This window comes from Homoserinimonas sedimenticola, assembly GCF_026094475.1.
In the GTDB taxonomy this organism is placed as follows: Bacteria; Actinomycetota; Actinomycetes; order Actinomycetales; family Microbacteriaceae; genus Homoserinimonas; species Homoserinimonas sedimenticola.
This window is the reverse complement of record NZ_JAPELL010000001.1, coordinates 457,165-483,031: the sequence shown is the minus strand read 5'-3', so window position 1 is coordinate 483,031 and position 25,867 is coordinate 457,165. Positions and strand designations below refer to the sequence as shown.

The 25,867-nt window shown below is 68.1% G+C and carries 26 protein-coding genes and 1 tRNA gene; 23 read left to right on the top strand and 4 right to left on the bottom strand.

Annotated elements, in window-relative coordinates; translation table 11 throughout:
- Positions 1-388: 388 nt before the first annotated feature.
- The gene (locus OH146_RS02210; RefSeq protein ID WP_265156945.1) at positions 389-1,063 is read right to left on the bottom strand and encodes a trimeric intracellular cation channel family protein; all 675 of its coding nucleotides are present in this window, start codon (positions 1,061-1,063) and stop codon (positions 389-391) included.
- Positions 1,064-1,125: 62 nt separating this feature from the next.
- Between OH146_RS02210 and recO the strand changes: the two genes are divergently transcribed.
- The 12 genes from recO to OH146_RS02150 all read left to right on the top strand — a co-directional run bounded on the left by recO (position 1,126) and on the right by OH146_RS02150 (position 13,229).
- Positions 1,126-1,884: a DNA repair protein RecO gene (gene recO, locus OH146_RS02205; RefSeq protein WP_265156943.1), complete on the top strand. Its 759-nt coding sequence runs from the start codon at positions 1,126-1,128 to the stop codon at positions 1,882-1,884.
- Positions 1,881-2,684, top strand: a complete 804-nt coding sequence (locus tag OH146_RS02200; RefSeq protein WP_265156940.1) for an isoprenyl transferase — start codon at positions 1,881-1,883, stop codon at positions 2,682-2,684. The genes recO and OH146_RS02200 overlap by 4 nt, the downstream gene beginning before the upstream one ends.
- 75 nt (positions 2,685-2,759) lie before the next feature.
- Positions 2,760-3,461 carry an NUDIX hydrolase gene (locus OH146_RS02195; protein WP_265156938.1) on the top strand — a complete coding sequence of 234 codons (702 nt, stop codon included), beginning with the start codon at positions 2,760-2,762 and terminating at the stop codon, positions 3,459-3,461.
- 105 nt (positions 3,462-3,566) lie between these two features.
- Positions 3,567-4,853, top strand: coding sequence for a quinolinate synthase NadA (nadA, locus tag OH146_RS02190; protein WP_265156937.1), 1,287 nt, complete (start codon positions 3,567-3,569; stop codon positions 4,851-4,853).
- Positions 4,854-4,855: 2 nt separating this feature from the next.
- Positions 4,856-6,355: an L-aspartate oxidase gene (gene nadB / locus OH146_RS02185; RefSeq protein ID WP_265156936.1), complete on the top strand. Its 1,500-nt coding sequence runs from the start codon at positions 4,856-4,858 to the stop codon at positions 6,353-6,355.
- Entirely contained in the window at positions 6,349-7,209 is an 861-nt protein-coding gene (gene nadC / locus OH146_RS02180) for a carboxylating nicotinate-nucleotide diphosphorylase (RefSeq protein ID WP_265156934.1), read from the top strand. Before nadB ends, nadC begins: the two co-directional genes overlap by 7 nt.
- A gap of 4 nt (positions 7,210-7,213) precedes the next feature.
- The gene (locus OH146_RS02175; protein ID WP_265156932.1) at positions 7,214-8,374 is read left to right on the top strand and encodes a cysteine desulfurase family protein; all 1,161 of its coding nucleotides are present in this window, start codon (positions 7,214-7,216) and stop codon (positions 8,372-8,374) included.
- A 63-nt stretch (positions 8,375-8,437) separates the two neighbouring features.
- Positions 8,438-9,505: an aminotransferase class V-fold PLP-dependent enzyme gene (locus OH146_RS02170; protein ID WP_265156930.1), complete on the top strand. Its 1,068-nt coding sequence runs from the start codon at positions 8,438-8,440 to the stop codon at positions 9,503-9,505.
- Positions 9,506-9,619: 114 nt separating this feature from the next.
- Complete coding sequence (locus OH146_RS02165; protein ID WP_265156928.1) at positions 9,620-11,005, top strand: glycine--tRNA ligase; 1,386 nt, start codon at positions 9,620-9,622, stop codon at positions 11,003-11,005.
- Positions 11,006-11,783: 778 nt separating this feature from the next.
- Positions 11,784-12,323, top strand: a complete 540-nt coding sequence (locus OH146_RS02160; RefSeq protein WP_265156925.1) for a hypothetical protein — start codon at positions 11,784-11,786, stop codon at positions 12,321-12,323.
- Between the two features lie 136 nt (positions 12,324-12,459).
- Complete coding sequence (locus OH146_RS02155) at positions 12,460-13,110, top strand: DsbA family oxidoreductase (RefSeq protein WP_265156923.1); 651 nt, start codon at positions 12,460-12,462, stop codon at positions 13,108-13,110.
- The gene (locus OH146_RS02150) at positions 13,107-13,229 is read left to right on the top strand and encodes a hypothetical protein (protein WP_265156921.1); all 123 of its coding nucleotides are present in this window, start codon (positions 13,107-13,109) and stop codon (positions 13,227-13,229) included. Before OH146_RS02155 ends, OH146_RS02150 begins: the two co-directional genes overlap by 4 nt.
- Here OH146_RS02150 and OH146_RS02145 read toward each other — a convergent pair.
- Positions 13,226-13,702, bottom strand: coding sequence for an aminoacyl-tRNA deacylase (locus OH146_RS02145; protein WP_265156919.1), 477 nt, complete (start codon positions 13,700-13,702; stop codon positions 13,226-13,228). The two genes, OH146_RS02150 and OH146_RS02145, sit on opposite strands and share 4 nt — an antisense overlap.
- A 32-nt stretch (positions 13,703-13,734) precedes the next feature.
- Between OH146_RS02145 and dusB the strand changes: the two genes are divergently transcribed.
- Positions 13,735-14,913, top strand: coding sequence for a tRNA dihydrouridine synthase DusB (gene dusB, locus OH146_RS02140; protein ID WP_265156917.1), 1,179 nt, complete (start codon positions 13,735-13,737; stop codon positions 14,911-14,913).
- A 10-nt stretch (positions 14,914-14,923) separates the two neighbouring features.
- Entirely contained in the window at positions 14,924-16,180 is a 1,257-nt protein-coding gene (locus OH146_RS02135) for a deoxyguanosinetriphosphate triphosphohydrolase (RefSeq protein WP_265156916.1), read from the top strand.
- Here OH146_RS02135 and OH146_RS02130 read toward each other — a convergent pair.
- Positions 16,177-16,812: a UdgX family uracil-DNA binding protein gene (locus OH146_RS02130; protein ID WP_265156914.1), complete on the bottom strand. Its 636-nt coding sequence runs from the start codon at positions 16,810-16,812 to the stop codon at positions 16,177-16,179. The two genes, OH146_RS02135 and OH146_RS02130, sit on opposite strands and share 4 nt — an antisense overlap.
- A gap of 81 nt (positions 16,813-16,893) precedes the next feature.
- Between OH146_RS02130 and dnaG the strand changes: the two genes are divergently transcribed.
- The 7 genes from dnaG to OH146_RS02095 all read left to right on the top strand — a co-directional run bounded on the left by dnaG (position 16,894) and on the right by OH146_RS02095 (position 22,851).
- A complete protein-coding gene (gene dnaG, locus OH146_RS02125; protein ID WP_265156912.1) occupies positions 16,894-18,810 on the top strand; it encodes a DNA primase in 1,917 nt (638 codons plus the stop codon).
- A 31-nt stretch (positions 18,811-18,841) separates the two neighbouring features.
- Positions 18,842-19,681, top strand: a complete 840-nt coding sequence (locus tag OH146_RS02120) for an ATP-binding cassette domain-containing protein (RefSeq protein ID WP_265156910.1) — start codon at positions 18,842-18,844, stop codon at positions 19,679-19,681.
- Entirely contained in the window at positions 19,665-20,699 is a 1,035-nt protein-coding gene (locus OH146_RS02115; protein WP_265156908.1) for a lactonase family protein, read from the top strand. Before OH146_RS02120 ends, OH146_RS02115 begins: the two co-directional genes overlap by 17 nt.
- A 59-nt stretch (positions 20,700-20,758) precedes the next feature.
- Positions 20,759-20,834: transfer RNA gene (locus OH146_RS02110), tRNA-Asn, on the top strand.
- Positions 20,835-20,931: 97 nt separating this feature from the next.
- Positions 20,932-21,837, top strand: a complete 906-nt coding sequence (locus tag OH146_RS02105) for a sensor histidine kinase (protein WP_265156906.1) — start codon at positions 20,932-20,934, stop codon at positions 21,835-21,837.
- Positions 21,838-21,880: 43 nt separating this feature from the next.
- Positions 21,881-22,546, top strand: a complete 666-nt coding sequence (locus OH146_RS02100) for an AzlC family ABC transporter permease (protein ID WP_265156904.1) — start codon at positions 21,881-21,883, stop codon at positions 22,544-22,546.
- Positions 22,543-22,851, top strand: a complete 309-nt coding sequence (locus OH146_RS02095; RefSeq protein WP_265156902.1) for an AzlD domain-containing protein — start codon at positions 22,543-22,545, stop codon at positions 22,849-22,851. Before OH146_RS02100 ends, OH146_RS02095 begins: the two co-directional genes overlap by 4 nt.
- A gap of 6 nt (positions 22,852-22,857) precedes the next feature.
- Here the strand turns inward: OH146_RS02095 and def are convergent, their stop codons facing one another.
- The gene (def, locus tag OH146_RS02090) at positions 22,858-23,424 is read right to left on the bottom strand and encodes a peptide deformylase (RefSeq protein ID WP_265156900.1); all 567 of its coding nucleotides are present in this window, start codon (positions 23,422-23,424) and stop codon (positions 22,858-22,860) included.
- Between the two features lie 40 nt (positions 23,425-23,464).
- On the opposite strand from def, the gene OH146_RS02085 reads away from it, so the two are divergent.
- Both OH146_RS02085 and OH146_RS02080 read left to right on the top strand, forming a co-directional pair.
- Entirely contained in the window at positions 23,465-24,433 is a 969-nt protein-coding gene (locus OH146_RS02085; RefSeq protein WP_308214934.1) for a DMT family transporter, read from the top strand.
- A gap of 103 nt (positions 24,434-24,536) precedes the next feature.
- Positions 24,537-25,784, top strand: coding sequence for a glycosyltransferase (locus OH146_RS02080; protein ID WP_265156898.1), 1,248 nt, complete (start codon positions 24,537-24,539; stop codon positions 25,782-25,784).
- The last annotated feature ends 83 nt before the right edge of the window (positions 25,785-25,867 follow it).

The following is a 25,867-nucleotide window of genomic DNA, read 5'->3' as shown; positions in this document are numbered from 1 at the left end:
CGCGGCGCGCTCGCTTCTCGCAGCACTTCCGAGTACCGTGCGCACCGTCCCACTTCGGAAATTCAGGAAGTTCACGGTGCTCGGGAGCGAGAGCATCCTCTCGCCCTGCACTCCTAGGAGGTGACGCTCCCGGCCCAATCTTCGGAAGTTCAGGAAAACACCTCAGCTGCGGATGGACGAGGTCTCGCGACAGCGGGAACCACCGGGCCCTTCGGGACCCTCACCGCGGTATTTCCTGAGTTTCCGACATCGCGCACGGCGACGAAGGCCGGGGGCTACTTGCGCCGCAGCAAGGAGATTTCCTGAATTCTCGTGAGGGGGGCGGGTGCCGCGGCCGTCTGATCTCAGGCTGCCTGTGCCGCCCGAGACCCGGAGGGTGCGAGGCGCGCTACTCGGGCAGGCCACGCCGCCACGGCAGCCGCGGCAGGCGCGTGAGTCGGCGCTGCTCGGGCAGACTCCAGCGGAACAGCACGGCAAGGACGCGGACACCGAATGCAACGGCGACTCCGACTACCGAGGCGATTGCAGGGACCACCCCGGCCGCTTCAAGGGCCACAATCGCACCGGCGCCTGAGAATGCAGCCATGGCGTAGAAGGAGCCGACCTGCATGATCGCGATGGGTGTCGCGAGCAGCATGTCGCGGAGCACGCCGCCGCCGACGGCGGCGAGGACGCCCACGAAGATCGCGGGTATCTCGGGAAGCCCGTGCGCGAGCGCCTTTGTCGTGCCGATGGCGCCGAAGAGGCCGATCGTGAGAGCGTCGAGCACGGTCAGCACGTGGCGGAGCCGGTTGAAGACGCGTTCCAGCAGCATGCCGAGGAGTGCCGCCCCGGTCGCGACCGGTAGATACCAGTTGCTGTGCAGGGGTGCGAGCGGGATATTCAGGAGTAGGTCGCGCAGGAGTCCGCCGCCCAGCCCTGTCGCGACTCCGATGACAGCGACGCCGAGCAGGTCGAGCCGCCGGTCGCTGAAGCCCGCGGCATACATCGCCCCCATGACGGAACCGACGCCCACGGCGAGGAGGTCGGCCCAGAGGGGGATGGTGAAGGCGACCGGCTCCATGAAGCCAGTTCTAGCACGCGGCTTTGCGGCACTGGATAGGCGCGGCGGGGGATACTGGGGGGATGCCGCTGTACCGCGACGAGGTGGTCGTCCTCCGCACCCACAAGTTGGGCGAAGCCGACCGCATCGTGACAATGCTGAGCCGGCAGCACGGCAAGATCCGAGCTGTCGCAAAGGGGGTCCGTCGCACGGCGTCTAAGTTCGGTGCGCGACTCGAGCCGTTCATGGTCGCTGACGCCCAGTTCTATGAGGGGCGCACTCTCGACGTCATCACGCAGGCGGTCTCGGTGGGGGCCTACGGTCCGGCGATTACCTCGGACTACGGGGCATACACGGCAGCGAGCGCCATGGTCGAGACTGCCGACAAGCTGACGGAGGACGAGGGCAGCCTTCAGCAGTACCTCCTGCTGGTGGGCGCGCTCCGCTCGCTCTCGCGGCGGGAGCACGGCCCGGGGCTCACGCTGGATTCGTACCTCTTGCGGTCGCTTGCGATCGCGGGGTGGTCGCCGAGTTTTCACGACTGCGCGATGACGGGCGCGCCCGGGCCGCATTCGGCTTTTGTGGTGCAGTTGGGCGGGGTCGTGAGTGACGAGGTGGCGCCGCCAGGGGCTCCGAGGCTGGATGCCGCGACTCTGAGCCTGCTCGGCGCGCTCCTGTCGGGCGACTGGTCCGTCGCTGAGGCCGCCGACGAGCGGACTCGTTCGCAGGCGAGCGGCATCGTCGCCGCGTACGCGCAGTTCCATCTGGAGCGCCGGCTCCGTTCGCTTGAGCACGTTGATCGCAGCTCCCCCTCGGGGGCACGGGAGGAACAGACCACATGACGCCAGTCGGCAAGACGCATCCGGATGCGGTCGATTTCAAGCCGATCGATTGGACGGGCCTTACGCCACCGCCGATTCCGCGGGCCGCCGTGCCGAAGCATGTGGCGATCGTGATGGACGGTAACGGCCGTTGGGCGAATGCGCGCGGCCTCACCCGGGTCGAGGGGCACAAGGCGGGGGAGGCGGCCCTGCTGGATGTGGTCGCGGGGGCGATCCAGGTGGGCGTGACGCATCTGAGCGTGTATGCCTTCTCGACCGAGAACTGGAAGCGTTCGCCCGACGAGGTCCGCTTCCTCATGGGGTTCAACCGTGAGGTGTTGCACCGTCGCCGTGACCAGCTCAACGAGTGGGGGGTGCGTGTGCGGTGGGCGGGGCGCAGGCCTCGGCTGTGGGCATCCGTTATCAAGGAGCTCCAGTTCGCAGAACGTCTCACGGCGGGCAACAGCACGCTGACGCTGACGATGTGCGTCAACTATGGCGGGCGCAACGAGCTTACGGATGCGGTGCGCACGATCGCGGCGGAGGTCGCTGCCGGCAGGATGAGTCCGTCGGGCATCAGTGAGAAGACGATTGCGCGTCACCTGTATACGCCTGACATGCCGGACGTGGATCTCTTTGTGCGGTCGTCGGGGGAGCAGCGCACGAGCAACTTTTTGCTCTGGCAGAGCGCGTATGCCGAGATGGTGTTCCTCGACACGCTGTGGCCAGATTTCTCCCGGACGGATCTCTGGCATGCAATCGAACTCTATGCCGGGCGCAATCGTCGCTTCGGCGGGGCGGTGGATACGCCCCTCGCGTAACGTGTTTGGGTCGCCGCTACCCTAAGTGCTAGGATCTGTTCAGGTCGAAGTGACCTTTACCGATGGGTGGCCGACATGGTGCAGGGAGCACAGCGCGAGACAATCGATCTCGCCGTCTCGACCGTCATCTTTGCCCTGCGTCCCGCGCCGGACGGGGGATCGCCAACGCTGTGGATCCCCCTGGTCCGTCGCATCCGGCAGCCCTACGAGGGGCAGTGGGCGCTTCCCGGCGGCCGTTTGCGCTACTCGGAGTCGCTCGCCGAGGCGGCGCGGCGCAACCTCAAGGAGACAACGGACCTCGAGCCCAAGTACCTCGAGCAGCTCTACGCCTTCGGTGACCCCGAGCGCTCCCCGGGCGATCGTGTCGTCTCGATTGTGTATTGGGCGCTCGTGCATGCCGAGCAGGCCGACCGCGTGGCCGAGGGCGAGAACGTGCGATGGTTCGTGGCGGACGAGCTCCCTGATCTGGCCTTCGACCACAATGGCATCATCGACTACGCGCTGTGGCGCCTCCGGAACAAGGTCGAGTACAGCCGCATCGCCCACGCCCTGCTCGGCGAGACCTTCACGCTGTCGCAGCTGCGCTCCGTGCATGAGGCGATCCTCCGCCGCTCGATCGACCCCGCGAACTTCCGGCGACAGATGGAGGCGACGGGCGGCCTTGTCGCGACGGAGGCCGTCGTGACGGGCGGCCGACATCGTCCTCCGCGCCTCTACCGCTACGACGAGGACGTCGACATGGCCGACAACGGGCCGCTCGGCCCTCGCGCCAGCTGACCCACCGAACCGTCCACAGCCCTCTCCCTCCCAGCAGCACCGTCCCGCACCGCAGCACAGACCCGAGCAGCACAGACCCGAGCAGCACAGACCCGAGGAGTCACCGTGACCTCAGTCGACACGACGATCCAGCGCATTCGTCTCACTCCGCGCGGCAGCACCCCCGCGGGGGAGGTGTGTACGCCGGACCTCGCCGACTCGCCCTGGAACTTCGACGCCACACCCGGCTACGGCCCCGGCTCGTCGATGAGTGACGTCATCCCCGCGGGTGCGCCGCGGCAGGGCGCCCTGCCCGAGCTCTACCGCACGGCCAGCGCCGGGGAGTTGGACGCGCGCATTCGCGCTGCCAAGGAGCAGCTCGGCGATCGGCTTGTGATCCTCGGGCACCACTACCAGCGTGACGAGATCATCCAGTACGCCGACTTTGTGGGCGATTCGTTCCAGTTGGCGAATGCGGCGCAGTCGAAGCCGAGCGCTGAGCACATCGTCTTCTGCGGCGTCCACTTCATGGCGGAGACGGCTGACATCCTCGCGCAGCCCGGCCAGTCCGTGATCCTGCCCAACCTTGCGGCCGGATGCTCGATGGCCGACATGGCGGACATCGACTCGGTCACGGCGTGCTGGGAACAGTTGGAGGCGCTTTACGGCACGGAGCCCGACGCGGACGGGAGGGCTCCCATCATCCCCGTCACGTACATGAACTCCTCGGCCGCGCTCAAGGGCTTCTGCGGGGAGCACGGCGGCATCGTCTGCACGTCGTCCAATGCGCAGACCGTGCTCGAGTGGGCGTTTGAGCGCGGGCAGCGGGTTCTCTTCTTTCCTGACCAGCACCTGGGCCGCAATACCGCCAAGGCGATGGGCGTGCCGCTCGAACAGATGCCCATGTGGAACCCGCGCAAGCCTCTCGGCGGCAACAGCGAGAGCGAGCTGCGGGATGCGCGGGTGCTGCTGTGGCACGGCTTCTGCTCGGTGCACAAGCGCTTCACGACAGAGCAGATCGACAGGGCGCGTGCCGAGCACCCGGGCGTCCGCGTCATCGTGCACCCGGAGTGCCCCATGCCTGTCGTCGACGCCGCCGACGAGGCCGGGTCGACCGACTACATCCAGAGGGCGGTCGCCGCGACGAGCGAACCCAGCACCTTCGCCATCGGCACCGAGATCAACATGGTGTCGCGACTTGCGGCGGAGCATCCGCAGCATGAGATCTTCTGTCTCGACCCCGTCATCTGCCCGTGCTCGACGATGTACCGCATCCACCCCGGCTACCTGGCCTGGGTGTTGGAGGCTCTCGTGCGCGGCGAGGTGCTCAACCGCATCACGGTGCCGGGAGACGTGGCGGACACCGCGAAGATCGCCCTGGAGCGGATGCTCGCGGCGAAGCCGAAGGGCTGACGGTGGAGCGCGTCGTCGTCGTCGGTTCGGGGGCCGCTGGTCTCACCGCTGCGCTGACGGCTGCCGAGAACGCTGACCGTGAGGTCGTGCTCGTGACGAAGGCGACGCTCGGCGAGAGCAATACGCTCTATGCGCAGGGCGGTGTCGCAGCGGCGCTCTTCGACGACGACAGCGTCGATGCGCACGTCGCCGACACGGTGCGGGCCGGTGCGGGGCTGACGGACCCGCGTGCGGCTCGCCTCATCTGCGAGGAGGGGCCCGCGCGCATCCGGGATCTGATCGCCCTGGGTGCTGGCTTCGACCGAGGGTCCGACGGGGAACTCGAGCGAGGGCTCGAGGCAGCTCACTCGGCGTCCCGAGTCGTGCACGCGGGCGGTGACGCGACGGGGCGCGCGATCATCGCCGCCCTCACGGCGGCAGTGCGGGCGAGCAGAGTTGAGGTGCACGAGCACTGCGTCGCGCGCGACATCGTCGTGCGGCATGGCTCGGTCGCGGGGCTGTGCGTGATCCGCGGAGCACATGAGTTCGAGTTGGCCGCCGACGCGATCGTAATCGCGACCGGAGGGGTGGGCCAGCTCTACCGATACAGCAGCAATCCTCCGGGCGCGACGGGCGACGGGGTCGCCGCGGCGATGCGGGCGGGGGCGCGACTCGTCGATGCCGAGTTCGTGCAGTTCCACCCGACAACGCTCGCGGTGCCTGGCACTCCTCTCGTCTCCGAGGCGGTGCGGGGCGAGGGGGCCGTGCTGCGGGATGCCGCGGGGCGACGATTCATGCTCGATGTGCATCCGGATGCGGAGCTCGCCCCGAGAGATGTCGTCGCGCGCGCGATCGCCCGGCAGATGGAGCTGCAGGCAGGCGCGCCCGTGCTGCTGGACGCCTGTGCCCTCGGCGAGCGCCTGCTCCGCTCCCGCTTCCCCGGCTTCTGGTCGCTCGCAGCCACCCATGGGCTCGACCCCTCGACGGAGGCGGTGCCCGTGACGCCCGCCGCCCACTACTGGATGGGCGGAATCGAGGTCGACCTCGATGGTCGTACCGCAGTGCCCGGGCTCTTCGCGGTCGGTGAAGCGGCCTGCACCCGCGCCCACGGCGCCAATCGCCTCGCGTCCAACTCGCTGCTCGAGGCGCTCGTCACGGGCCATCGGGCGGCACAGGCCCTCGGTACGGCATGGCCAGCATGGCCGGATGCGGCGGCACCGGAGCATCCGGAGGGTGGGCGACTCCTCACGCGCGAGCGCCTACAGCAGCTCATGTGGGATCGGGTGGGTCTCCACCGAGACGCCGACGGGCTCGAGGAGGCGCGCTGCGAGCTCGCCGACGCGGTCGTCCGCGGCTCGACAGTTCCTGATCTCGAGACGGGGAACCTGCTTCTCATCGCGCGCGAACTCGTGGCCGCAGCATCCGCACGACGCGGTTCGGTCGGTGCCCACTACCGCACTGACGACATTGCTCTCACGGCGACGCCCGCCGTGTCTGACCGGGAGGTTCCCATCGCATGCTGACCGCATCCGCCATCGCTGCAGTGCTGGATCGCGCCCTCGAGGAGGACGCGCCGTGGGGGGATGTGACGAGTGAGACGCTTCTGCCCCCGGGGAGTCGGGCGACCGCCGTGCTCGCCGCGAGAGAGGCCGGCGTGCTTGCCGGCATCGAGGTCTTCGCGGCGGCCATGCACGCGTGCGATGCTGCCGCACTCGTGGAGGAACGACGGGCCGACGGCGAGCGCTTCGAGGCGGGAGAGGTGCTTGCCCTCGTGACGGGCGATGCGAGGGCCGTGCTGCGGGCGGAGCGTGTGGCGCTGAACCTGATTCAGCGGATGAGCGGAATCGCGACGGAGACGGCCCGCTACGTCTCGGCGGTCGAGGGCACTGGGGCGCGCATCGCCGACACGCGCAAGACGACGCCCGGCCTGCGCGTGCTGGAGCGGCACGCCGTGCGCTGTGGAGGGGGCAGCAATCACCGTTTCTCGCTCTCCGACGCCGTTCTGGTGAAGGACAACCACCTCGCAGTCCTCACGGCCGGCGGACGCGACCTCACAGAGGCGCTCAGAGAGGCCCGTTCTCGTCTCGGCCACACCGTGCACTTCGAAGTCGAAGTCGACCGCATCGACCAGATCACCCTCGTCATCGAGGCGGGCGTCGACGCGATCCTGCTCGACAACTTCACTCTGGCGGAACTGCGCGAGGGGGTTCGTCTGGTCGACGGTCGCGCCCTCGTCGATGCGAGCGGTGGAGTGACGCTCGCGACGGTGGCGGACATTGCGGCGACGGGTGTCGACGTCATCTCCGTGGGCGCCCTGACCCACAGCGTCCGGGCGCTCGACCTCGGACTGGACATCGAAGTGGGCGCGGAAGGCTGACGCCATGCAGTACCTCGATCACGCCGCGACCTCGCCCGTGCGCCGCGAGGTCCTCGAGGTCATGTGGCCCTACCTGACGGGGGAGTTCGGCAACCCCTCGAGTCATCACGAGGTGGGGGAGCGCGCAGCATCCGCCCTCTCCTGGGCTCGCTCCCGGGTCGCCGAGGTGCTCGGCTGTCGTGCGGGCGAGGTGATCTTCACGAGTGGCGGCACCGAGGCCAACAACCTCGCGATCAAGGGGATCGCTCTCGCGGCGCCGCGAGGGCGCCACATCGTGACCTCGGCGATCGAGCACCCTTCGGTACTCGAATCCTGCGCCTACCTCGAGCGCTTCCACGGCTTCGAGGTCGACCGCCTCGGCGTCGACGAAGACGGTCTTGTCGATCCGTCGGAACTCGAGCGGTTGCTGCGTCCCGACACCACCCTCGTGAGCGTCATGTACGCCAACAACGAGGTCGGCACGGTGCAGCCTCTCGACCGCTTGGGGGAGATCGCCGTGGGCACAGGAGTGCCATTCCACGCGGACGCTGTGCAGGCCGCCGGCTGGCTCGACCTCACAGTCGCGCGCGGGGATGCCGCCGGCCTGCCCGTCGATGCGCTCACCCTCGCGGGCCACAAGTTGGGCGCTCCGAAGGGCGTCGGTGCGCTCTTCGTCCGCTCGCGGCTCGCGCTCGAGCCGACCCTGCACGGGGGCGGGCAGGAGGCGGGGCGCCGGTCCGGCACCGAGAACGTCGCGGGCGCAGTCGGGCTAGCGACCGCCCTCACCCTCGCCGAGGAGGAGCGTGTTGCACGAGCCGCTGAGGTTGCGGCGGGCCGGGATGACTTCATCGAGCGCGTGCTCGCGTCGGTTCCCGGAGCGCGGCTCACGGGACACCGGACGCAGCGACTGCCCGGCACCGCCTCCTTCTGTTTCGATGGAACGAGCGGAGAAGCGGTGCTGCTGGAACTCGAACGGCGCGGCATCGTCTGCTCGAGCGGCTCCGCGTGCGCGGCTGGCAGCGACGAGCCGTCTGCTGTGCTGACGGCGATGGGAGTCAGCCGGGAACTCGCACAGACGGCCGTGCGGTTCACCTTCCCCGCGGCCACACCCCGTGGCGACTTCCTGGCGGTGGCCGATGCCGTCACGGCAGCTGTCGAATCCGTGAGTTCCCTCTCCGCGCGCTGAGTCCGTGCGGCGCGCCGCCGAGATCGCACGAATCCTGCGCGCCGCCCGCGGCAGTATGGAGGCATGGCGAGCCTTCCCGAACCCAGCGCCGCACTCTCCGCGGCGATCGAGCACTTCGACCCGGTTGCCGCCCGCGGCTACTTGGCGGCGGCCTCCATCGGGCTCCCTACGGCCGAGACGGTCGAGGCGATGCGCGCCGACCTCGAGGCGTGGCGCACCGCAAACCGCGACCCCATGGGCTACGAGGACTCAGTCGAAGCGAGTCGCGGACACTTCGCACGCCTCGCACGCGTTCCCGTCGAGAGGGTCGCGATCGGCTCGCAGACCTCTGTCATGGCGAGCCTCTTCGCCGGGGCCGTGCCCCCCGGCGCCGAGGTGCTCTGCATCGAGGGCGATTTCACCTCTGTCGTCTACCCGTTCCTGCAGCGCCCCGACATCACGGTTCGCTCGGTCCCGCTCGACGAGCTCGCCGCGAGCATCACGGATGCCACATGGCTGGTCGCCTTCTCGCTGATCCAGTCCTCCAACGGCCGCGTCGCGGATGTCGCCGCGATCCGAGCAGCGGCGGCGGCCCACGGGAGCCGGACGGTGTGCGACGTCACGCAGGCAGCGGGAGTGCATCCGTTCGATGGGCGAGACTTCGACGCGACCGTCTGCCACGCATACAAGTGGCTGTGCGCACCGCGCGGCGTCGCTTTCCTCACGATCTCCGAGGAGTTCGCCGACCAGGTCACGCCGCTCCACGCGGGCTGGTACGCGGGGGAACAGATCTGGCAGTCAATCTATGGGCCGCAGATGACTCTGGCCGCGAGTGCGCGACGCTTCGACGTGTCGCCCGCCTGGCCATGCTGGCCCGGTGCGGAGCCGGCGCTGCGCATGTTCGCCGGGATCGACATCGCCGAGGTGTGGGCACGCACCTCCGGTCTCGGTGACCTTCTCTGCGACGCCCTCGAGATTCCGCAGCAGCACCAGGCGATCGTGACCTGGCCTGACTCCGACGGGGATGCGCTCGCACGGCTGAGCGAGGCAGGCATCAAGGTTTCTGGGCGCGCCGGGCGACTGCGGGCGGCATTCCACCTGTGGAATGACGAGAGCGACGTCGACGCGGTCGCGCGAGTGCTGGCGCTCTGAGGCGCGGAACGAGCCCGGCGAGACAAGTAGGCTGGATGTCGCGCGCCGCGCACAGCACAACCTACGCATCACAATCGACCGAGCATCCAGCCCGGCTGACCCCTGGAGTTCCTCGTGGCCACTGCCTCATCCCTCGACCCTGTCATCAACCTCGCGAAGCGTCGCGGCTTCGTCTTCCAGGCCGGTGACATCTACGGCGGATCGCGGTCAGCGTGGGACTACGGGCCCTTGGGCGTCGCGCTCAAGGAGAACATCAAGAAGCAGTGGTGGCAGTCGATGGTCAACGGCCGCGAGGATGTCGTCGGGCTTGACTCTTCTGTCATCCTTCCCAAGAAGGTGTGGGAGGCGTCCGGGCACGTCGAGGTGTTCAGCGACCCGCTCGTGGAATGCCTGAGCTGCCACAAGCGCTTCCGTGCCGATCACCTCGAGGAAGAGTTCGAGGAAAAGAAGGGGCGTGCCCCCGAGGGTGGTCTCGCCGAGGTCGCGTGTTCCAACTGCGGCACACGGGGGCAGTGGACTGAGCCGCGAGAGTTCTCTGGGCTGCTCAAGACATACCTCGGCCCGGTCGACGACGAGGCTGGCCTGCACTACCTGCGCCCCGAGACCGCACAGGGTATCTTCGTGAACTTCGCCAACGTGCTCGGCGTCTCGCGCCAGAAGCCGCCGTTCGGCATCGGGCAGATCGGCAAGAGCTTCCGCAACGAGATCACGCCGGGCAACTTCATCTTCCGCACCCGCGAGTTCGAGCAGATGGAGATGGAGTTCTTCGTCGAGCCGGGCACGGATGAGGAATGGCACCAGTACTGGATCGACGAGCGCTTCCGCTGGTATGTCGACCTGGGCATCAACCCCGACAACCTTCGCCTTTATGAGCACCCGAAGGAGAAGCTCTCCCACTACTCGAAGCGCACAGTCGACATCGAGTACCGCTTCGGCTTCCAGGGCAGCGAGTTCGGCGAGCTCGAGGGCATCGCCAATCGCACCGACTTCGACCTTTCGACGCACGCGAAGCACTCCGGCAGCGACCTGTCCTACTTCGACCAGGCGAAGAACGAGCGCTGGGTGCCCTACGTCATCGAACCGGCGGCAGGCCTTACCCGCTCCCTTATGGCGTTCCTCGTCGACGCCTATGCGGAGGACGAGGCTCCTAATACGAAGGGCGGCGTGGACAAGCGCACCGTGCTTCGTCTGGACCGTCGTCTCGCGCCCGTCAAGGCGGCCGTGCTTCCGCTCTCCCGCAACGAGCAGCTCTCGCCCATCGCGCGTGAGCTTGCGGCAGACCTGCGCAAGTACTGGAACATCGACTTCGATGATGCGGGGGCCATCGGTCGCCGTTACCGCCGTCAGGACGAGATCGGCACGCCGTTCTGCATCACGGTCGACTTCGACACCCTCGACGACAAGGCGGTGACGGTGCGCGAACGTGACTCGATGCAGCAGGAGCGGATCTCGCTCGACCGGCTGCAGGGCTACCTCGCGGAGCGTCTCCTCGGCGCCTAACGCCGCGACGCCCTCCTTCCCGAACGGCGCTCGCCCGCCGCCCCCTCCACCCCCCGAGCGGTACTCTGCCGGCCGTCTCGTCGAGCGGTGCCCGACTGCCGTCTTGTCGAGCGGTGCCCGCCCGCCGCCCCATTCGCTCCCTGCTCCCTGCTCCCTTCGGAAATTCAGGAAACTGCGGGCGCGGGGCGCCGCCTGCGCCCCTGTATTCGGGCTAGCCGCACCCCGTGCCCCCGCGCTTTCCTGAATTTTCGTAAGCGGGCCGGGGCCGTGCCTCCTCCCCAGGGAGTACAGCGGCCCTGTGTCCACCGCTGGGGGCGCGGCTGCGGAGGCGCGGCGGCAGGCTCCGCAGGATCGGGCCATGTCTATCGCACAGTGGGTGGAGAGCCTCGGCGGCTTCGCCCAAAAGCAACAGCTCGTCGCGCTAGGGGCGACGGACCACGCCCTCACGCTCGCGGTCCGAAGGGGCGAGGTGTCTCGAGCCCGTCAAGGGTGGTATTCAACGCGGCCAGTCGGTGATCCGCGCTTCCTCGCCGTGAGGTGCGGCGGAAGGCTGACTGGCCTCTCCGCGATTCGCGCCGAGGGAGGCTGGGTGCTCGAGGCTCACGGTCCCTTGCACATCTCCGTTCCGGGCAACGCGGCACGGCTCCGTTCGCCTCGCAACCGACGTGCACGGTTGACCAGGCAGCGGAAGTTCGGCGTCGAGCTCCATTGGGACTGCGACAACGTGGCATCCCGTGGCTCGACGACAATGGTGGCTCTCCGAGACTCGCTCGCTCGGGTGATTCTCGACGAGGATCTCGAAACGGCGGTCGCGGCGCTGGACTGGGCGCTGCACACTGGACGCATCGACAGCGACGATCTCGACCGCATTCTTCGCTCCCTCCCGCGGCGCTACTGGTTTATCCGCGAGTGGGTGGATGCGACGTGCGAGAGTCTTCCCGAAAGCCTCAGCCGCACCCGCCTCCGTCTTCGCGGACACCACGTCATCACGCAGGTGTGCCTGCAGAACAACCGAAGAGTCGACCTTGTGATTGACGGCGCGGTGGGGCTCGAGACCGATGGTGAGGAGTTCCACTGGGATCGCTTCCTCTTGGATCGGCTGAAGGACATCGAGATCATGCGTGCTGACCTGATCCCGTTGAGGCTGCCGGCGCAGGTGGTGTTCCACGACTGGGAGTTAGCGTTGGCCGCCGTTGAGGCCGCACTGAAACATGGCCGCTCCGGAAATTCAGGAAGTGAGCAGGCGGCGTGCGCCTGTGTCCCCGAGTTTGCGGGGGAGCCGGCGCGTCGACATCCGGGCCGAGGCGGCATCTCCTGAATTTCCGAAGACGGGCGTCTGGGGTCGCTTCGCGTGGGCCAGGAGCCGGTTTGAGCTTCCGAGGCCGGCCCGGTTGCCGCACTCGCGCCCCGCGACGGGCGGGAATGCCGAGAATGCGGCCTCGGTTGCCCTGAGCATGAGCAACCCCATCAAGGTCGAGGTTTGGTCCGACGTCCAGTGCCCCTGGTGCTATATCGGCAAGCGCAAGTTCGAGGCGGGCGCGGCTGAGTTCGGCGGGGAGGTGGACGTTGAGTACCGATCTTTCGAGCTCTCGCCCGATACTCCCGCGGACTTCGTGGGTACGCCGGCCGATTACCTGTCCGCGCGCAAGGGTCTGCCGCCGGAGCAGGTGAAGGCGATGCTCGCGAATGTCACGGCGATTGCCGCGCAGGTGGGCCTCAACTACGACTTCGGCGCCATGAAGCAGACGAACACGCTCAAGGCGCACGAGCTCCTGCACTTCGCGAAGTCGCAGGGGCTGCAGCTCGAGATGAAGGAGCGGCTGCTGCGCGCCTACTTCGAGGAGGGTGCCCACGTCGGTGACCTCACCCAGCTCGCCGATCTCGCGGCGGAGGTTGGGCTGAACGGGGACGAGGTGCTGCGCGTGCTCGAGACGGGGGAGTTCGCCGATGCCGTCAGTGCCGACCAGGCTCAGGCGCGAGCGTACGGCATCCAGGGTGTGCCGTTTTTCGTGATCGACGGCCGCTATGGCATCTCGGGGGCTCAGGAGGCGGCGACGTTCGCCCAGGCGTTGCGACAGGTCAGCGAGGAGCGGGTGAGTTCGTGACGACGGATGCTTCGAAGCTCACGTTCCTCGGCGCGCCCGACGCCGTCACGTGCGAGGGTGACGCCTGCGCAGTTCCTACGCCGGAAGCGGCGGAGACGCCGGAGGCAGGGGAGGACTAGTTCGCTTCCGTGATGTCGGCGACGGTGGCGTCGAGGGCTGCCAGGAGTTCGTCGGCGTCGACGAAGAAGGTGGTGTGGTGCGCGCCGGCGCCGAGGGAGACTCGTCTGCCGCGCATTCGCTCGTCAGCGTAGACGGGCCATGCGGTGCTGCTGCCGAGGGGTGTGATGGTGCCGCGCTCGTAGCCGGTGGCCTCGTAGGCGGTGTGCGCGTCGGGCAGTGAGAGTTTGTTGACGCCGACGACGGTGCGGAGTTTGCTCCAGGAGATCTGCCGGTCACCGGGCACGAGCGCGAAGAGGAAGCCTCCGTCTTTGCGTTTGACGACGAGGCTCTTGATCACGTGAGACGGTTCGATGCCGAGGGATGCTGCGGCCTCCTCGAGGCTGGCGACGGGCCCTCCTTCGACGAGCTGGATGTCGAGCCCGAGCTCTGTTGCCGCGGCAGCGACCCGTGCGGTTCCTGTGAGTGCTGTCATGCGCGCCGGATGCTTTCTGGGAGAATCGGTGTGTGACTGTGATCGACGCTACCGCTTCGCGCCCGGCTTCTGCCGTGGCGTCGCCGCTGCGCATCGGGTCGCTTGAGCTTGCCGTGCCGGTTGTGCTCGCGCCGATGGCGGGCATCACGAATACGGCGTTCCGGCGTCTGTGCCGGGAGTTCGGTGCTGGTCTCTACGTGAGCGAGATGATCACGAGCCGCGCCCTGGTGGAGCGCACGCCTGCGAGCATGCGCCTCATCAAGCATCACGAGTCGGAGACACCTCGCAGCATCCAGCTCTATGGCGTCGATCCGAAGACGGTGTCGGAGGCGGTCACAATGCTGGTGGCGGAGGATCGCGCCGACCACATCGACCTGAATTTTGGATGCCCCGTGCCGAAGGTGACGCGCAAGGGCGGGGGTTCGGCGCTTCCGTGGAAGACGGGTCTCTTCCGCGACATCGTCGCGGGGGCCGTGAAGGCGGCGGGTGACATCCCGCTCACGGTCAAGATGCGCAAGGGCATCGACTCTGACCATTTGACGTATCTTGAGGCGGGGCGGATTGCAGAGGACGCGGGCGTTGCGGCGGTTGCCTTGCATGCGCGCACGGCCTCGGAGTTCTACAGCGGCCACGCCGATTGGTCGGCGATCGAGAAGTTGAAGCAGACGGTGACGAGCGTGCCTGTGCTGGGCAACGGCGACATCTGGTCGGGCGAGGACGCCGTGCGCATGGTCGAGCAGACCGGATGCGACGGGGTGGTCGTCGGCCGTGGTTGCCTGGGTCGCCCGTGGTTGTTCGGTGATCTCGTGGCGGCGTTCAACGGTCAGCGGGATGTGGCACAGCCGAGCCTGGGGGAGGTCGCCCGCACGGTCCGGCGCCACACCGAGCTCCTCGCCGAGTTCTTTGAAAGCGAGGAGTGGGCCTGCCGTGACATCCGCAAGCACATGTCCTGGTATTTCAAGGGCTATCCCGTGGGCGGCGATATGCGGGCGCGGCTGACCACGGTGGAGAGTTTCGCGCATCTGGACGACCTGCTGGGCGAGCTTGACTGGGAGATGCCATACCCGGGGGCGGGCGCTGAGGGGCCGCGTGGTCGTGCGGGCACGCCCAAGCGGCCGGCGCTGCCACAGGGGTGGCTCGATAGTCGTGATCTGGATGAGGCAGCGGCGGTCGAGGTCGCGGGAGCCGAGCTGGATTCCAGTGGGGGTTGAGTCGGTGCTGATGGATTCCGGGCTCGCCGCGCACGGCTATGGCGAGCACGACACGGCACGGTTCCTGCCGGAGGAACACTATTCGCGGCGCAGCGATTTCGCACGGGATCGCGCGCGGCTGCTGCATTCGAGTGCGCTGCGTCGTCTGGCGGCGAAGACGCAGGTATTGAGCCCGACGCAGGGCGCGGATTTCGCGCGAAACCGGCTCACTCACTCGCTCGAGGTGGCTCAGGTGGGGCGCGAGTTGGCAACGGCTTTGGGTCTGGACCCGGATGTCGTCGATACGGCGTGCCTCGCGCATGATCTTGGGCATCCGCCCTTCGGTCACAACGGCGAGCGCGCGCTGAACGCGTGGGCGGCGGATTTCGGTGGTTTTGAGGGGAACGCACAGACCTTGCGACTGCTGACCCGCCTGGAGCCGAAGGTTTTCGGCGACGATGGCCGGGCCTACGGTCTCAACCTGACGCGCGCGAGTCTCGACGCGAGCTGCAAGTACCCGTGGCCGGACACGCGCTCGGTCGCGGATCCAAGCGGTCGCGCCAAGTTCGGTTTCTACAAGGATGATGTCGCGGCGTTCGAGTGGCTGCGGGCGGGCGCCCCGGACGGTCGCCTCTGTATCGAGGCGCAGGTCATGGACCTCTCCGACGACATCGCCTATTCGGTCCACGATTTCGAGGATGCGATCTTCAGCGGGTACATCGATGTGCGTGCTTTGGGCGCTCGTGTCGACCACGATGAGCTTGTCGATTCCATGTTCGAGTGGATCGGCGGTGAGCTGAGTCACGATGAGCTCATCGAGGCATTCGACCGGCTTGACAGCCTGGACGTCTGGATCGATGCGTGGGATGGCAGTCGGCTGGCACAGAGTCGTCTCAAGAACCTCACGAGCCAGCTGATCGGTCGGTTCGCGGGTGGTGCCGTGCAGGCGACGCATGACGCGTTCCCGCAGGCGAGTTTGATCCGCTTCGGTGCGGATGTCGTGGTGCCGCGCGAGATCCGCGCCGAGATCGCGGTGCTGAAGGGAATCGTCGCGGCCTTCGTGATGTCGCGGAACACGCGGCAGCCGATCTACGCGCAGCAGCGGGAGATTCTCACGAGCGTCGCTGATGCGCTCTTTGCAGCCGGCCCCTCGGAGCTTGACCCGGGTTTCGCCGCAGATTGGGAGGCGGCGCCGGATGACGCGGCGCGCCGCCGCGTGGTCGTCGACCAGGTCGCGAGCTTGACGGACCAGTCGGCGATGAGCTGGCACGACCGCCTCGTCGTCTAGGCCCTGGCGGCGTCCCGCGCGATTTCCAGGTCGGCGACGAGCCTGTCGTAGGCTTCGTCCCAGCCTTCGCGACCTCGGAGCCGGAGCAGGGCAGACGGATGCGTCGTGATGAGCACACGCGCGCCCTGAGGTCCTTCCGTCAGCGCGCCGCGCTCCGCCGTGATCCGAACGGGCCGCCCGAGGAGCGCACGGCCGGCGGTGGCTCCGAGCGCGACGACGACGGCGGGGGAGATGACCCGCATCTCGGCATCAAGCCACGGGTGGCAGGCTTCGATGTGGGCGACGCCGGGCTTGTCGTGGATCCGCCGTTTGCCGCGCACGTGGTGTCTGAAGTGCTTGACGGCGTTGGTGACGTATGCCTCGCCGCGCGGGATCCCCGCATCGGCGAGGGCATCGTCGAGCACGCGCCCCGCGGGCCCGATGAAGGGTTCCCCCGTGCGGTCCTCCTGGTCGCCCGGCTGCTCGCCGACGAGCATGATGCGGGCACCGCGCTGCCCGGCAGAGAAGACCACCTGCTCGGCGTCTTTCCAGAGCTCGCAGCCGCGGCACTCGGCGGAGGCCGAGCGCAGCTCCTCAAGACCTGCGCCGTCGGGGACCCACTCCTGCGCGCCGGGACGTTCCACATCCGCCATGGCGTCACCGTATGCCCGCGCTCACGCCACAGCAAGGTGGTCGAGAGCCGCAGCATCCGAGGCTCTCAGTAGGATTGCGGCATGGCCGGCCTCATTCGACGCAACGACATCGATGAGGTGCGGGCGAGGGTCAACATCGCGGATGTCGTGGGCGAGTATGTGACTCTCAAGGGTGCTGGCGTCGGCTCTCTCAAGGGCCTGTGCCCCTTCCATGACGAGCGCAGCCCCAGCTTTCATGTGCGCCCCCAGGTGGGCCGTTACCACTGCTTCGGCTGTGGTGAGGACGGCGATGTCTTCACCTTCCTCCAGCGCATGGATCACGTCTCCTTCTCGGAGGCGGTGGAGCGCATGGCGGCGCGCGTCGGCGTGGAGCTCCATTACGAGGATGGCGGTGCCGCGTCCCGTGACTATGGCAATCGAGCGCGCCTGATTGCGGCGAACACGGCGGCGGCGGAGTTCTTCGCGGCACAGTTGGTGTCGCCCGAGGCGGAGCCGGCGCGTCGTTTCCTCGGCGAACGCGGCTTCGACCGGGCGGCGGCGGAGCGTTTCGGGGTGGGCTTCGCGCCCAAGAGCTTCGATGCTCTCGGCACGCATCTGGTGGGCCTCGGCTTCACGGAGCTCGAGCTCGTGACCTCCGGCCTCGTCAGCAAGAACGACCGGGGCAACACCTACGATCGCTTCCGAGGCCGCCTTGTCTGGCCGATCCGGGATGTCACGGGGCAGACCCTCGGCTTCGGTGCGAGGAAGCTCTTCGATGACGACCAGGGGCCGAAGTATCTCAACACCCCCGAGACGCCGATCTACCACAAGTCGCAGGTGCTCTACGGGCTCGACCTGGCGAAGCGGGACATTTCCCGCGGCAAGCAGGTCGTTGTGGTCGAGGGGTACACGGATGTCATGGCCTGCCATCTCGCGGGCGTCACGACGGCCGTGGCGACCTGTGGCACGGCGTTCGGCGTGGAGCACATCAAGGTGGTGCGCCGGGTGCTGGGGGACTTCGACACGTCCGATTCGACGGGACTCGGCGAGGTCGTCTTCACCTTCGACCCCGATGAGGCGGGGCAGAAGGCGGCGAGCCGTGCGTTCGCGGAGGAGCAGCGCTTCGCGGCGCAGACCTTCGTCGCGGTGGCCCCAGAGGGGCTGGACCCCTGTGACCTGCGGCTCGCACGCGGCGACGACGCCGTGCGGATGCTCGTGGCCGGCAAGAAGCCGATGTTCGAGTTCATGCTCCGCCGCACCCTGGCGCGCTTCGACCTCGACACGGTCGAGGGGCGGGTCGCGGCGCTGCGAGCGGCGGCCCCCATCGTGGCGGGCATTCGCGATCGCGCGCTCGGTACGGGCTACGTGCGGAACCTGGCGGGCTGGTTGGGCATGGATCCGACCGAGGTGGGCCGTGCCGTGTCGGGGGCCCAGCGTCGCGCGGACTCTGACCCGCGCCGAGAGGAGACGCGTAGTACTGCGAACCCGGAGGTGCATGGGGATGAGCCGGCGCGAGAGGAGGCGGGGCCGACGATTGCTCAGCTGCCGGCGGATCCGGCCACCCGCTTGGAGCGCGACGCCCTCATGGCGGTCCTGCAGGCGCCGGAGCGGGTGGGGCGCGATCTCGCCGTCCGGGTGAGTCAGGCTGCTTTCGCTGCGGCGTCACTGTCGGTCGTGCGCGATGCCGTCGCGGCGGCCCTCGCATCGGTCGAGCGTGACGACGCTTTCGGCACCCCGGTCTGGTTGGAGCGTGTGCTCGAGGAGGCTCCGGCGCCGTTCCGCCGCCTCATCTCAGAACTTGCGATCGCGCCGTTGCCTGAGAAGAGCGATCGCGACCTCGGTGTCTACTGCAGGGGCATTGCCACCTCGATCGTGGATCGCGATCTCTTGCGGCAGAAGGCGGAGCTCCTGGGCCGCCTGCAGCGCACGGATGCCGCGGCGGAGGCCGAGCGCTACACGCAGCTCCAGCGCGCGCTCGTCTCGGTCGAGCAGGAACGTCGGGCGCTGCGAGAGGACTAGTCTCGAGGGAGGCGCGGGAGTAAGGGGCGAGATGGCACGGTGGGACGACGATGTGGTGGTCGAGGCGCGCGACCTCTCGATCCACTACCGCTCGCGCGATGCGCTCTCCTACCATCTCGCCGTCGACGGGGTGAGCTTCGACATCCTGCCGGGTGACGTTCTGGGCGTTGTAGGGGAGGCGGGCTCCGGCAAGTCGACGCTGGCTCTGACTGTTGCTGCCATGGCGGACAGGTTCGCGCCGGGGGAGGCGGTGCCGGAGATCTGCGGCGGCTCCCTGCATGTCTATGGCTGCGACATGCGCTCGCTGGGCCGCAGAACTCGGGACCGTTTGACGCTTGTGACGGGTTTCCTCGCACAGGATGCGGCGCTGCGGCTGAACCCGCAGCTGACGGTGGGCGAGAACGTGGCGGAGCCGATCTTCCAGCGCGATCGTCGCTTCCCCGAGCGTGAGGCGGCGGATGCTGTCGCGACCCTCATTGACGCCGTGCGCTTGCCTCTCAGCGCGGTCGAGCGCTATCCATTTGAGCTGAGCAGCGGTCAGCGGCAGCGGGTCGCGCTCGCGCGGGCGCTCATCTTGGAGCCGACGTTCCTGGTCGCCGACGAGCCGACGCGCGGTATCGATGCGACCGTGCGCGACGGCGTGATCGACCTGTTGCGGGAGTTGCAGGAGCAGCGCGGTTTCGCGGCCATGGTGGTGAGCAGCGATCTGGAGGTCGTCTCGGCGCTGTCGAATCGCCTCGCGGTGCTCGACCATGGCTTGCTGATTGGTCTCGGTGCAATGGACGAGGTGCTCGCTCAGCCGCGGCATCCGTACCTTCGTTCTCTGGCCGCCGTGCGGGAGGGTTTCCGAGCTCATGGTGCGCTCTCCTGACCTGCTGCTCTGGGCGGGCGGGTACTCGTCCGGCATGGGCGGCGCCGCCGAGGGCATCGGGCTCCTGCGTTGGGATGGCGCTTCGCTCTCCTTCGAGGGGACCGTGGCACGGATGCCCTCGCCATCGTTCCTCGCATATGACCGCGGCGTCGTCGCGGCGGTCGATGAGGAGACGGGGCACGTCCGCACCTTCGCCGCGTCGCCCGACGGGGGGCTCGTGCCCCTGGGGGGTGGCGGCGCCGTCCCCACGAGTGGGCCGAACCCCTGCCACGTGCGCTTTCTCGACGGCTCGGAGGCTCGGGCGCTTCTGGTCGCCAACTACGGCTCCGGCTCTATCGATCTCGTCGAATGCGGGGCTGACGGAGCAGCGCATAACCTCGCGTCTTCCTTCCAGGGTGCGGGCTCGGGGCCGCGGGACGAGCAGGATGGGCCGCACGCTCATAGCACCGCGGTGGTCACCCGAGGCTCGCGTGCGCCGTGGGTGGTGAGCGCGGATCTGGGTGCCGATCTGGTGCACCTGCTCTCGCTTTCCTCCGGCGTGCTCTCGCCGGTGTCTTCCCTCTCCGTGCCGCCCGGTACAGGACCGCGGGACCTCCTCGCGTTGCGTGAACGGATGGTGCTGCTCGGCGAGTTCGGCGGAGCCCTGTGTGAGCTCGGGATGGATGAGGCAGGGCTCGAGCTCGTCGCTTCCGGCCAGATCGCGGAGGGTGCGGAGGGCGACCAGGCTTCGGGCCTCGTCGCCGGCCGCGATGCACGTTTCTTGTACGCCGGTCTGAGGGGGTCGAACCGCATCGCCGTCGCGGATGCCGCGTCGCTTGCGCCCGTGGGCACGGTCTCCTGTGAGGGTGATTGGCCGCGCCATCTCGCGCTCGTTGGCGACGCGCTCTTCGTCTCCAACCAGCGCTCGGGCTCGGTCGCGGTCTTCGCGCTCGATGCAGACACGGGCATGCCCGAGTTCCTCACGAGTGCCAATGTGCCGACCCCGACCTTCCTGCTGCCCGCAGCAAGCGCGTACTGAGCACTGGTCAATTTGGTGCCAGCGGATTCCTTGGTAAAGTAGGCACGCTGTTTCAGCGATCCTCGATAGCTCAATTGGCAGAGCAGCCGGCTGTTAACCGGCAGGTTCTTGGTTCGAGTCCAAGTCGGGGAGCCATAGTGAGTTTTGCACGGCTGACGTTATGATGGGCGTCCCGTGGGCATTCGCCTGCGGTTTCGTCCGCACGACCGAGGTTGTTCCGGGGAGTGTGTTCATGCAGTCGTGGTTCGCCGCTGACACGAGCATCCCCAATCTCGTTCTGGCCCTCGCGGCGGTCGGCGTCCTGGTCCTCCTCGTCGTCGCGGTGCTGTGGATGCTCGGGCTCGCTGCCCGACGCACGCTCCGCCACCGCGTCGCCGAGGCGGAGCGTGACATTCTCGAGCTCGAGATGACCCTCGCGGAGCAAGCCGCGCGGTTCCGGATGGTGGGTGAGCTGCACGAGGTCGCCCTGCACTCGGTGTCGTCGATCGTCGCGCAGGCAGACGGTGCCCGCTACACGGAGGAGACGGAGCCCGCCGCAGCGGGGCGCGCGGCCGTGAAGATCGCTGATACGGCCCGCTCGACGCTCGCGGAACTCCGCCGAATCATGGCCATCGTGCGCCAAGGGCAGACGGATGTCGTGCGGCAGCCGGGCATCAAGACGATGCGCGAACTCTTGCGCGTCATGCGGGAGGCGGGTCTTGACATCCGTTTCGAGGAGTTCGGTGATCGCTTCGACCTCGCGCACGGCGCCGAGGTCGCGGTGCTGCGTATCCTGCAGGAGTCGCTCTCGAATGCGCTCAAGCATGGTGGTGAGGGCACCGAAGTGCGGGTCACCTTCCGCTGGTCCGAGGACGGGCTGAGCGTGCTGGTCGACGACGACGGTGTGCGGGCTGTCTCGCGGCGCGGGGGCGAGGTTCCCGCCGAGGCTCGGGAGGCCGGTTACTCGGTTGCGGACGATGCGGCGGCGCTGACGGACACCCCCACGGGCCCGGGCATAACGGAGATGCGCGAGCGCACGGAGCTCTTCGGCGGCGTTTTCAACGCGTACCGCGTGCCGGGGGTCGGCTTCTCGGTCTCCGCGGCGTTCCCGCGCCTCCGCCATGCGAAGGGCGTGCAGGGCGCTGCACACAACTCCTGACGTGAACTCGGTCGCGGAGCCCAGGCGCGAGCCTGTCACGAGGATGGCGGTGAGCGTCGCCGCAGCGGTGTCGGCCTACGGGGTCTCGTTCGGCGCCCTCGCGGTTGCGGCGGGTCTCGACGTCTGGCAGGCGTGTGTGCTGAGCCTCGTGATGTTCTCGGGCGGCTCGCAGTTCGCCCTTGTCGGCGTGCTCGCGTCGGGTGGTGCTGCAGCGGGTCCCGCTGCCATCGCCGGCGCGACCCTCCTGGGCAGCCGCAACGCGATCTACGCCATGCGAATGGGGCCCATCGTTGGCCCTGGCATCCTGCGCCGTCTCGCCGCCGCCCATCTCACGATCGACGAGAGCACGGCGGTCGGTACGGCGCAGGGGACCCCAGAGGAGCAGCGCCGCGGCTTCTGGCTCACGGGCATCCTGGTGTTCGTGGGCTGGAACCTCACAACGCTCGCGGGGGCGCTCCTCGGTGACCTCTTGGGCGACGTCAGCCGCTACGGATTGGATGCTGCGGCCGCGGCCGCATTCCTGGGTCTTCTCTGGCCGCGCCTGAGTTCGCTCCAGCCCGTTGCGGTGGCGGTGGCCGCCGCTGTCGTCGCGACGGCCCTCACACCCTGGGTCGCGCCGGGTCTGCCCGTGCTTGCGGCCGCCGTAGTCGCGGTCGTCGTAGGCCTTACCAACTGGGGACGAGGCGGCACGAGGCGAGGCGCGCGATGAGCATCTGGGCGATCATCATCATCGCATCCGTCGCCGGCCTCGCCGTCAAGATCACGGGCTATCTCGTGCCCGCGGAGGTCATGGAGCGGGAGCGGCCGTCGCGGGTGGCCGGTCTGCTCACCGTCGCGCTCCTCGCAGCTCTCGTGGCGACCCAGACGCTCGCTGACGGTCAGGACGTTGTGCTGGATGCCCGCGTGCCCGCGTTGCTCGTCGCGGCTGCGCTCTTCGCCCTCCGCGTTCCCTTCATCGTCGTCATCATTGCGGCGGCCGCGACTGCGGCCCTCATCCGCGCACTCGGGGGCTGATCGGCGTCAGCCCTCGAGGTCGTCGACCCCGGGCATCCACGAGAGGCCCGGTGTGCCCCAGCCCGCTCGCTTCACGGCCTTCGCCGCCGTCTTGGCGTTCGTGTGGTCGAGGCGATCGACGTAGAGCACACCGTCGAGGTGGTCGTACTCGTGCTGGAAGATGCGCGCAAGCCACCCCTCGGCTGCGACCTCATAGGGTTCGCCCTCCAGGTCCGTCGCTCGAAGGATGACCCGGTGCGCGCGCCGCAGCGGGTAGCGCTCTCCGGGCACTGAGAGGCAGCCCTCCGACTCGGCCATCTCGTGCAGCGGTGCGGTCGAGAGTGGGCTCAGCCAGAGCTCGGGGTTGATGGCGACGCCGCGATGCTCCACATCGTCGTCATCGATCCAGCCGTAGACGAACACGCGGAGGCCCACCCCCACCTGGGGTGCAGCGAGGCCCACCCCCGGCGCGGCCTCCATGGTTTCGAACATGTCATCGACGAGCGAGCGGAGATCGTCGTCGATCGTGGTGACCGGCGCCGCCGGAGTGTGGAGCACGGGTTCACCCGTGATGACAATCGGAAGCACGGCCATTCGCCAAGAATATCGTGGGGTCAGCCGGTAGGGTCATTGCGTGCTGCCAGACCTGACGATCCTCGCGGTGGAAACCCTGACACCGCTGCAGTACCTGGGCATCCCGGTCGCCCTGCTGGGGGCCGTCTTTCTGGCGGTCGGCGCACAGCTGCAACACCGCGGCGTCGGCAAGGTCGAGGCGAGGGCGCTACGGGCGGCACAGGAGCGCGCGGAACCGCTCGCAGGCGTTGAGGCGATGGAACCCCTCGCTACGACGGCAGGGCTGAGTCTCAAACAGCTTGCCCTTCTCGCGCGTCGGCCTTCCTGGCTCATCGGCACGGCCATGCTCGGGCTCGCCGTCGTCCTGCAGCTGACTGCCCTGTATCTCGCACCCATCACTCTCGTCCAGCCGCTCGGTGCTGTCGCGCTCGTCATCACGGCGGTGGTCAACGCCCGGGTCTCCCGCGTAACCCTCGATGCCGTCAGCATCCGTGCCATCGTCTACTGCGTCGTCGGGGTCGCTCTCTTCGTCGGGGTCGCTTCATTCACGACGCGGTCACACCCCGTGAGCGATGGGCAGGTCATCACCATTCTCGGAATCCTCGGGGGAGTGACGCTGGTCAGCGCGGTGATTTGGGGCATCTACCGGGCCAAGTTCAAAGCCATCATGTACATCCTCGGGGCGGGCATCCTCTACGGATTCGTCGCAACGCTCGCGAAGGTCGTGATCGACAGGATCAAGACGGGCGATTTCGAGTGGCTCACCCTCACCTGCCTACTCGGGCTTCTCATCGCAACCGTCCTCGGGGGCGTGTTCGTGCAGAATGCCTACTCGTCTGGTCCGCCCGACCTCGTTATCGCGGGACTTACGGTCGTCGACCCCATTGTTGCCGTCACGATCGGCATCGCCGTGCTGGGGGAGGCGAGCGGCGCTCACTGGAGCGCCTACCTCGTCTTCCTGGGGGCGGGCGCCCTCGCCGTGCGAGGGGTGTTCATGCTGGCGCGACATCATCCACAGTCGCGCGCCTGACGATGTCGGAGGCCGACTCTGCGGTAGGTTTGTTCGAGCTTCCAGCCTGACCCGGCTCGCGCCCCGGCAGCCGGGGAGACCCATCCCAAAGGAACCCATCAGCGTGCAAGAACCCTCCGCTGCACCCGAATCGACGGCACAGGCGCCCTCGTCTCCGCTGCGCGTACTCATCGGCTGCGATACCTTCCCACCCGACGTCAACGGTGCGGCGAACTTCGCCTCCCGACTTGCGGCCGGTCTCACGGAGCGGGGCCACGAGGTCGTGGTCGAGGCTCCCGCCTTCAGCAGGCGCCACGGGTACTTCATGGAGGATCATGAGGGCGCCCGCTTCGGCGTGCACAGGGTCTATTCCTGGCGGTGGTATCCCCACGATTGGCTGCGCTTCGTGTTGCCCTGGCGGTCGCAGGCGCATGCCGCCCGCATCCTCGACGCTGTCAAGCCCGATGTCGTGCACATCCAGTCGCATATCGTCGTCGGACGGGGCCTCGCCCGGCAGGCGACCAAACGCGGCATCCGGGTCATCGGCACCAACCACTTCATGCCCGAGAACATGATCGAGCACACGCTGTTGCCCAAGTTCCTGCAGAAGAGTGCCATCCGGATGGCCTGGGCGGATGCCTCGAAGACCTTCGCGCTCTGCGAGGCCGTCACGACCCCCACCCGCAAGGCAGCCGCGTTTCTCGAGAGCGAGACCAAACTGAAGGGTGTCCACGCGATCTCCTGCGGGATCGACGCGAGCCGCTACGCCGCGAGCTTCGAGGAACCCAAAGAACACCGCATCGTCTTCGTCGGCCGGGTCACGGGCGAGAAGCACATCGATGTGCTGCTGAAGGCCGTCGCGAAGCTCGACCCGACCCTCGACGTCAAGCTGGACATCGTCGGCGGTGGCGACCAGATGAATCAGCTCAAGCAGCTGGCGGTCTCCCTCGGCATCCGGTCCAATGTGAACTTCACGGGATATGTCAGCGACGAGGAGCTGCGTTCGACCCTGACCCGGGCATCCGTGTTTGCAATGCCGTCCATCGCCGAGCTGCAGAGCATCGCCACGATGGAGGCGATGGCGTCGGGACTGCCGGTCGTCGCGGCCGACGCCATGGCGCTCCCACACCTCGTGCACGACGGAGAGAACGGCTTCCTCTTCCGACCGGGCGACGTCGACGATCTGGCGCAGAAGCTCGAGACCGTGCTGCGGATGCCGTGGGAGCAGACACTGCGGCTCAAGAAGGCCAGCCTGAAGCTCATCGAACCCCACGACATTCAGCGCACGCTCACGACCTTTGAGAGCCTGTATCGTGGGGAGCGCGTCGCCGATCCGGCGACCGACGTCACCCTCGACGAGCCGGCACCGTAGCTCTCGGGAGCGACTCGGGGCGGTAGCTCAGCTGGTTAGAGCAGCGGACTCATAATCCGTCGGTCACGGGTTCAAGTCCCGTC

Coding starts and splice junctions, on each gene's coding strand:
- OH146_RS02210 (WP_265156945.1), bottom strand. CDS start 1,063: ATGGAGCCGGTCGCCTTCACCATCCCCCTCTGGGCCGACCTCCTCGCC.
- recO (WP_265156943.1), top strand. CDS start 1,126: ATGCCGCTGTACCGCGACGAGGTGGTCGTCCTCCGCACCCACAAGTTG.
- OH146_RS02200 (WP_265156940.1), top strand. CDS start 1,881: ATGACGCCAGTCGGCAAGACGCATCCGGATGCGGTCGATTTCAAGCCG.
- OH146_RS02195 (WP_265156938.1), top strand. CDS start 2,760: ATGGTGCAGGGAGCACAGCGCGAGACAATCGATCTCGCCGTCTCGACC.
- nadC (WP_265156934.1), top strand. CDS start 6,349: ATGCTGACCGCATCCGCCATCGCTGCAGTGCTGGATCGCGCCCTCGAG.
- OH146_RS02175 (WP_265156932.1), top strand. CDS start 7,214: ATGCAGTACCTCGATCACGCCGCGACCTCGCCCGTGCGCCGCGAGGTC.
- OH146_RS02170 (WP_265156930.1), top strand. CDS start 8,438: ATGGCGAGCCTTCCCGAACCCAGCGCCGCACTCTCCGCGGCGATCGAG.
- OH146_RS02155 (WP_265156923.1), top strand. CDS start 12,460: ATGAGCAACCCCATCAAGGTCGAGGTTTGGTCCGACGTCCAGTGCCCC.
- OH146_RS02145 (WP_265156919.1), bottom strand. CDS start 13,702: ATGACAGCACTCACAGGAACCGCACGGGTCGCTGCCGCGGCAACAGAG.
- OH146_RS02135 (WP_265156916.1), top strand. CDS start 14,924: ATGGATTCCGGGCTCGCCGCGCACGGCTATGGCGAGCACGACACGGCA.
- OH146_RS02130 (WP_265156914.1), bottom strand. CDS start 16,812: ATGGCGGATGTGGAACGTCCCGGCGCGCAGGAGTGGGTCCCCGACGGC.
- dnaG (WP_265156912.1), top strand. CDS start 16,894: ATGGCCGGCCTCATTCGACGCAACGACATCGATGAGGTGCGGGCGAGG.
- OH146_RS02120 (WP_265156910.1), top strand. CDS start 18,842: ATGGCACGGTGGGACGACGATGTGGTGGTCGAGGCGCGCGACCTCTCG.
- OH146_RS02115 (WP_265156908.1), top strand. CDS start 19,665: ATGGTGCGCTCTCCTGACCTGCTGCTCTGGGCGGGCGGGTACTCGTCC.
- OH146_RS02105 (WP_265156906.1), top strand. CDS start 20,932: ATGCAGTCGTGGTTCGCCGCTGACACGAGCATCCCCAATCTCGTTCTG.
- OH146_RS02100 (WP_265156904.1), top strand. CDS start 21,881: ATGGCGGTGAGCGTCGCCGCAGCGGTGTCGGCCTACGGGGTCTCGTTC.
- OH146_RS02095 (WP_265156902.1), top strand. CDS start 22,543: ATGAGCATCTGGGCGATCATCATCATCGCATCCGTCGCCGGCCTCGCC.
- def (WP_265156900.1), bottom strand. CDS start 23,424: ATGGCCGTGCTTCCGATTGTCATCACGGGTGAACCCGTGCTCCACACT.